This is a genomic window from Mesorhizobium sp. WSM4806, assembly GCF_055811635.1.
This window is the reverse complement of sequence record NZ_JBVVQZ010000014.1, coordinates 202,978-208,977: the sequence shown is the minus strand read 5'-3', so window position 1 is coordinate 208,977 and position 6,000 is coordinate 202,978. Positions and strand designations below refer to the sequence as shown.

The following is a 6,000-nucleotide window of genomic DNA, read 5'->3' as shown; positions in this document are numbered from 1 at the left end:
CAGAACGCCATCATCGACGGCGAAGTCGTCGTCTTGAATGAGGCTGGCCTTTCGGATTTTGCCGCGCTGCGCAAGGCAATCACCAGGCGCCAGCACGACCTCTATTTCGTCGCGTTCGATCTGCTGCATCTCAACGGCCACGACTTGCGCGACATGGCACTGGAGGATCGGCGGGAAATCCTGGCCGGCCTTATAGGGTCTGATAGTCGAATCCGGTTCAGCAAGACGATGCCAGGCGAGGCTAATGCGATCTATCATCTGATCGACGCTACCGGCCTGGAGGGGATGGTATCGAAGCGTCGAGACAGCAAATATCGCAGCGGTCCGACCACCAATTGGCTGAAAACCAAGTCCTTCACCGAAAGCGAGTTCGAGCCTCTCGGAGTTGAACGCGAGAGGGGCAGCCGGCGTTTGCTCTGATGGCTGAGCCAGGCACCAGGAACTATGTCGGCAGTGCGTTTGTGAGCGTCAACCGCGAGATGCAGGAGCGGTTGTGGAAGCGCGTGCAGGAACATGCCGGGCCACCGCCCAAGGATATGCCAAAGCGGCCGGCAACGCAGTGGGTCAAGCCGGGCATCAAGGCCCGCGTCAAGCACCTACGCGGCGAGGAAGACTTGCGCCACGCCCTCGCTGCAGGATTTTTGGGATGAAAGCTAGCGGTTGAAAAGCCGTCGGGCGAGCTTGCCGGCGCTAATCTCAGGATTATATTCCTCCCGTTGCGGCGAGCCCTTCAACGGAGAATCGCCATGCCTCAAAAGACCTCGCCGACACTCTGGCCGCCCGCGAAAGCATCTATGTCAATTGCGGACACCCGATGTGCTAAGCTCGACATCCAGGCGCTGATTGACAGGCTTGGCCGCGCCCACGGCTCGATGCATGACGACCTGGTCGGGCTCTTTGTCTGCTCAAATTGCAAGGCTGCCGGCCGTGACCGCCGGCAGGTGTTCTTCACATGCATTCCTGACTACGAAGGCCAGCAGCGGGCACGCAATCGCGATTGGAAGCCAACTTTCGAACGAAGGGGCTGAGGGTGGCCGGCACCTTAGTCAAGTGATGGCTAATATAATGGACCGCTTCATCCAATCGATGGACGAAGCCTATCAAGGGCCGGTGCTATTTTGATGCATGTCGCGAGCTTACTTATCCCCGAGCCACCTTGCTTTCGCTATCCTCGCGATCAGCGTCAGCTATGCCGAAGCCGCGGACCGTAAGGTCGAAACCGCGACGCTCGGTACGTACGCCAATTCGAAGAATCTGCCGGTTTGCACCGCGTCAAGCTCACTCTTCGACGTCCTCGGTGATAAGTGTTTTCTCGTCAAAGGTTCGATGATCTACGGCGACATCGCCGAACTATCCCAGATAGTCACTTTTAGTCGGTAGCCGGCGAAGGTCATGGTTATGCTGCCAGATGGTCCGCGGCACGCCGTCAGGTGCGCACGGGGCGGGCAGTTTGCTCCAGTCCGGAATTCCGATTTGGAGGCCGCCATTGCACAGCTGCCCTGCGACATGCGAGTTTGTCAACCAAATGGCTCATCATGGAGTCTCGTCATGTCCATTCGCCGGATTGCGTTGACCTCGGCAGCGGTCATGCTTGCCTTCACCAACCTCGCCCAGGCCAGGCCGGACACCCGCGCCATGACCTGCCAACAGACGCAGGCGCTAATCCAGAGCCAAGGCTCGGCGGTGCTGACCACCGGACCGAACACCTATGCCCTCTACGTCCGCCGGTACAGCAATGCGTGCGACTGGTCGTTAATCCCAGCGGTAGGGTTTGTGCCGACGCGCGATGGCCAGTGCTTGGTTCATCGATGCGCAGAGCCGCTCTACACTCCTCCCGGCTGACGGTGACGACCATAGCTATTCTGCCGCGCTCTTCGGTAGGAAGCGTAGGAAGCCTTGCCTATGCGAGGTCTGACCTGCACGATTTAGGTGACTTAGTGATTTAGGCGACTTGGGGGAACGTGGGTGGCTAAGATTTGGATGGTGATATTTCTATGCGCCATCGGCGGATGCCAATCCGACGGCAAGTCCAAAACAGTTGCGTGGCTACAGCAGCAGGGCATGGACGAAGGCTCCGCTACATTACTCGCGAGTAACAAGCCGGCGCTTCGCCAATACCTCATGAATAGATCAATGGCTCCTCAGGACGACGCCTATTGCCGATTGCTTGGCGCGCGAGTCGGAACGGATGCCTATGTGCAATGTCGCACGAGCATATCCGCCAATCGGCCGGTAAACGAGCCGCCGCCGCGTCCCAAGCCGGTCACGTGCACGTCGAATGTAGTGCTAGGTGCGGTAAGAACTACATGTCTGTGAGTCCGCGCTTCGATGGAGAGCAGTTGAATGTCCCGACACTACCTTTTTCCCAATGAAGGGGAGCCTCTGCGCATGTCGCTCCGGCTAGTCGAAGGCCTAATATCGGCAAGGATACTCTGCCCCAATATGCCGGCACCAGGCAGCGGGTTCTATCTGCAACTTTAGAATTCGACGAGGCTAAAAAGCCAACACGCATTCTGAGAACCGAACCTTCAGTTTGGGTGTTCGACCAAGATGGTGGCATCCGGCAAGGCTTGCATGAAGCGTTAGCTCTCGCGATGAATATCTTACCAACTCCCGCGCGGGACGGTACGGTTGTTGAACTGCGGCCCCGCACAAAAAAGCAGAAATTGGAGAAAGAGTTTCGCTGGGAGCCGGGCAAGGCATGAGCGCCGGCGTCAAGACAAAGGCGCTGGCTGCATTCGTGCAGCAGTGCCTTGATCCGCTGCCCGATGCCGTCCTCATCGACACCACAATCAGCTCATGCGTCAGGCGCGCCGCCTACCTTGGCGCAAGGCTGATGCTGTCACCAGCCTGGCAAGAGCGGAAACGGCTTACTGGCAAGAGAAAAGCATTCACGCGATGTACGTCCTAGAGGACGAGGATCGATCTAGCGCCTATTCTGACAAACGGATGATCAGCGTCGACAGGAGCCGGCAGGCTGTGGCCGATCAAATCCGAGTTCCAGCGCCCGATCTCCTGGCCGTCCAATGAAAACGAGAAGCCGCAAAGGACCGATACCTGCCGATCAGTGCGGATGAAGTCGCCAAGCTCATCGCGGCGGACGAGGCGTTTCTTGCAGCGCATCCGATTACGAAGCAACCCCGTAGAAAACGCGGGTTGGGCGACCATCACTGAACCCCGGCAAAAACTGCCTAAGCCCGCCGCTGCCTCACGGTGGCGGGCTTTTCATTTAGCGGGATAGCGGCCAAATCTTAGGCTTTTGAACCTTTTGAGTGTTTCCCGTAGGGCCGTTGCAAAAATTCGCCACCTGCACCGCTATCAGAACGGCCCGTTGCTATAGCGTGGTAATCGCGGCCATTACCCCCTATTCGGAATGTAATTTCGCGCATGCTCCCGAGGGGGAGTTAGTTCAAAAAGCTTTATAAGAGCCAATGGCTTAGGCCAATTTAGTTAACAGGTTTCCGGTTAATAGGTCGCTTGGCCGCAGCGCATCGAGGACCACTTCGTAGACACTCCCTGTCTTCCTCGATCTCGACTTCGCCGATACCTACAGCTGCTTACTGCCGGTCCGGGCGATAGACGAGGAAAGCGAGACGGACGGCAGCGCGTAGACTGGGACGCGACCTCTATGCAGAAGACCCGCCGCTACATTTGCGAAGCGACGGGCCTCCGCCCCATTCCCCCATACCTGACCATGCAACTGCCGTGCCAGACTTATTGACCCATCGCGGGACACCTTATGGCTTCTGCGCAGGCCTGGATGTTGCAAACAAGGATATGCCAGTCGGACCAGGCTCGGCTGTGGGAATTCCCACACCGGGGAAAACATTGGAAAAATGCGCTCCCAGTTTTGCTTTCCATGGGCAACCCATCACTCCGTTTCCCTGCCGTGCACGCCGCAGCCTGAATTTCATTCGAGCAGTCGGCCAGACTTTGCCTCGCCCCAAATGTCGAAGCTGGCCAGCGTCGTCTGACCGCCTCATGGAAACTGTCAGGGTGTCTAAAATAGATGGTGAGTAGATGGCTGCTGGACAGAAATCCGCAGTCGCGAGCCGCCCCGCAAGGTCTGGTCGACCAGGGGCTCGCTGTCCGTCGCTTTGGCCAAGGTTTTGGTGATGTCACATCGCCCGCGAAAGGATCTGGACTTTCCGCAAGTCTGCCCGAAAGTCAGGGCCTGGAGCAAAAATATTATTTCGGGGCTGAAAATGCGTCTGGGGGTGCCCCTGCGGTGCCCCGGATGATTTTCGCGGATGCGGGCAAAACCGGCCATCAACTAAGCAATTGATTTTGCGAAGAGAAAACTGGTGCCGCTTAGGTGACTCGAACACCTGACCCCATCATTACGAATGATGTGCTCTACCAACTGAGCTAAAGCGGCCCGGGAAGCCAAGGCCTCCAAGATGCGCTGGGTGATAGACGCAACCCGCCACAAATTCAAGATGGGACTTGGCAATTCGTGCCGGCTCATCCCGGGCCTATAAGCGACCGCCGCACCGATCGGCCATGCGGTTGTGCGAAGCTTCAACGCCAGGTTGTGCGACGTCGCGTTGGCGCTGCATCGGGAAACCGGCGAAAAATGTTGATTCCTTTACCGAAAACCGCCGAAATCGGCTTTGGATGCATCGCCAAGGCAGAATGCGGCCGCTGGCCCGTTGATTGATCGGTCGCCTGCGGCTAACGATCATGACAATGTGACCATTACGTGCAGGGGGTCCCCGTTGGACGCGATCGAAAAAGCGATCCGGAATGCCTTCGAGAAAGGCAATGCCGAAGACCGCGCGTTTCGCGAGCGGGTCTACCGATCGGCCTTCGCCGCACTTGATCGTGCCCTGCAGGCCAACCCGAACGTGACGGTGGAAGTCGCCATCAAGCGCCGCAAGGCGGTGCAGGCCAAGATAACCGAAATCGAATCCGAATTCCTGCCGGCGGTTCCCGCTGTCGGCCGGCCGACCGATGACGACTCTGCAGCACCGGATGTGGAGCAGCCGGCTGGCAGCGACGCCGATGCCGATGCCGAACCCCATGCCGATGCCGAACCGGATGCCGGCGCCGACGCTGAACCGGCGCCGCCGCCCGAGGTCGTTGTCGACGGTCCGGCGGAGCCTCCTGCATCGGTCGCGCCTCTTGCTTCCGACGCCCCCCCAGCTTCCTATGCGCCGCGCTCGCGCGTCTTGCCGGTCGTTCCCGACATCATGCCCGAAGCGGCTTTTCCCGATGCGCCGGAGATCGACTTGTCGTCCCCCCGATCGGCCGGAGACGGCGACGCAGAGGTGATGCCCGACCGCGACGACAGGCGGGTGAGAGGCCCCCGCCTGCCTCTCACCGCGATCTTCCTCGGCGTGACGCTGCTCGCAGCCGCCGGCATCGGCCTCTATTTCGCTGCCCAGACCGGCGTCTTCAAGTCGGCGGCCGAACTCGACACCGCCCCGCCGCAAACGCCACCGACGGTGGAAGACGATGATTTCACGCCGCCAGGCGACACCGCCCCGCCGCTGAACTCCGGCGAGGCGGAGCGCGACTGGATCAATGTGTTTTCACCCAGCGACCCGACGCTTGTCAGCGCGCCTTCGGACGCCAAGGCCGAAGTCATGCAGGACGACAGCGGTTCTTTCCTGCGCATCCGGTCGGGCGCCTCCGGTTCGGCGATCAGCTTCGACGTCGAGCAAGGGGTCTTGGACAAACTCGCCGGCAAGCACGCCACGTTCGACATCATCGCCCGCTCCGAGGAGGGCCAGGAGACGCAGATCTCCGTCGACTGCAATTTCGGCGAACTCGGCGACTGCGGCCGCAAGCGCTACGCGGTCGGCCACGAGCGCAACGAATACCTCTTCGATGTGCGGTTTCCCGACAAGCGTCCGGGCGCTGCCGGCACCATCGCCATCAATTCCGACTTCGACAAGCAGGGCAAGTCGGTCGACATCTACGAGATCCGCGTCGCGATTGTTCCTTGAGCCTCAACGCATCGGCCCGAAAATCGGAATCGATTTTCGGAAAGCACGA

General features: G+C 59.5%; 7 protein-coding genes and 1 tRNA gene. 6 read left to right on the top strand and 2 right to left on the bottom strand.

Going from position 1 to position 6,000, the window contains the following annotated elements; genetic code table 11:
• The 5 genes from AC0L2M_RS21970 to AC0L2M_RS21950 all read left to right on the top strand — a co-directional run.
• A partial coding sequence (locus AC0L2M_RS21970; protein ID WP_473535868.1) for an ATP-dependent DNA ligase occupies positions 1 to 420 on the top strand: 420 nt, incomplete at its 5' end.
• Positions 420 to 650, top strand: coding sequence for a hypothetical protein (locus tag AC0L2M_RS21965; protein ID WP_473535867.1), 231 nt, complete (start codon positions 420 to 422; stop codon positions 648 to 650). The genes AC0L2M_RS21970 and AC0L2M_RS21965, both read left to right, overlap by 1 nt.
• A gap of 144 nt (positions 651 to 794) precedes the next feature.
• The gene (locus tag AC0L2M_RS21960; RefSeq protein WP_473535866.1) at positions 795 to 1,028 is read left to right on the top strand and encodes a hypothetical protein; all 234 of its coding nucleotides are present in this window, start codon (positions 795 to 797) and stop codon (positions 1,026 to 1,028) included.
• A gap of 520 nt (positions 1,029 to 1,548) precedes the next feature.
• The gene (locus tag AC0L2M_RS21955) at positions 1,549 to 1,842 is read left to right on the top strand and encodes a hypothetical protein (protein WP_473535865.1); all 294 of its coding nucleotides are present in this window, start codon (positions 1,549 to 1,551) and stop codon (positions 1,840 to 1,842) included.
• A gap of 859 nt (positions 1,843 to 2,701) precedes the next feature.
• Positions 2,702 to 2,911: a hypothetical protein gene (locus tag AC0L2M_RS21950; protein ID WP_473535864.1), complete on the top strand. Its 210-nt coding sequence runs from the start codon at positions 2,702 to 2,704 to the stop codon at positions 2,909 to 2,911.
• Here the strand turns inward: AC0L2M_RS21950 and AC0L2M_RS21945 are convergent.
• Both AC0L2M_RS21945 and AC0L2M_RS21940 read right to left on the bottom strand, forming a co-directional pair.
• Positions 2,908 to 3,168 carry a hypothetical protein gene (locus AC0L2M_RS21945; protein ID WP_473535863.1) on the bottom strand — a complete coding sequence of 87 codons (261 nt, stop codon included), beginning with the start codon at positions 3,166 to 3,168 and terminating at the stop codon, positions 2,908 to 2,910. The genes AC0L2M_RS21950 and AC0L2M_RS21945 overlap by 4 nt on opposite strands.
• A gap of 1,134 nt (positions 3,169 to 4,302) precedes the next feature.
• A tRNA-Thr gene (locus AC0L2M_RS21940) sits at positions 4,303 to 4,378 on the bottom strand.
• A gap of 340 nt (positions 4,379 to 4,718) precedes the next feature.
• On the opposite strand from AC0L2M_RS21940, the gene AC0L2M_RS21935 reads away from it, so the two are divergent.
• The gene (locus AC0L2M_RS21935; protein WP_473535862.1) at positions 4,719 to 5,951 is read left to right on the top strand and encodes a hypothetical protein; all 1,233 of its coding nucleotides are present in this window, start codon (positions 4,719 to 4,721) and stop codon (positions 5,949 to 5,951) included.
• Positions 5,952 to 6,000: the final 49 nt, after the last annotated feature.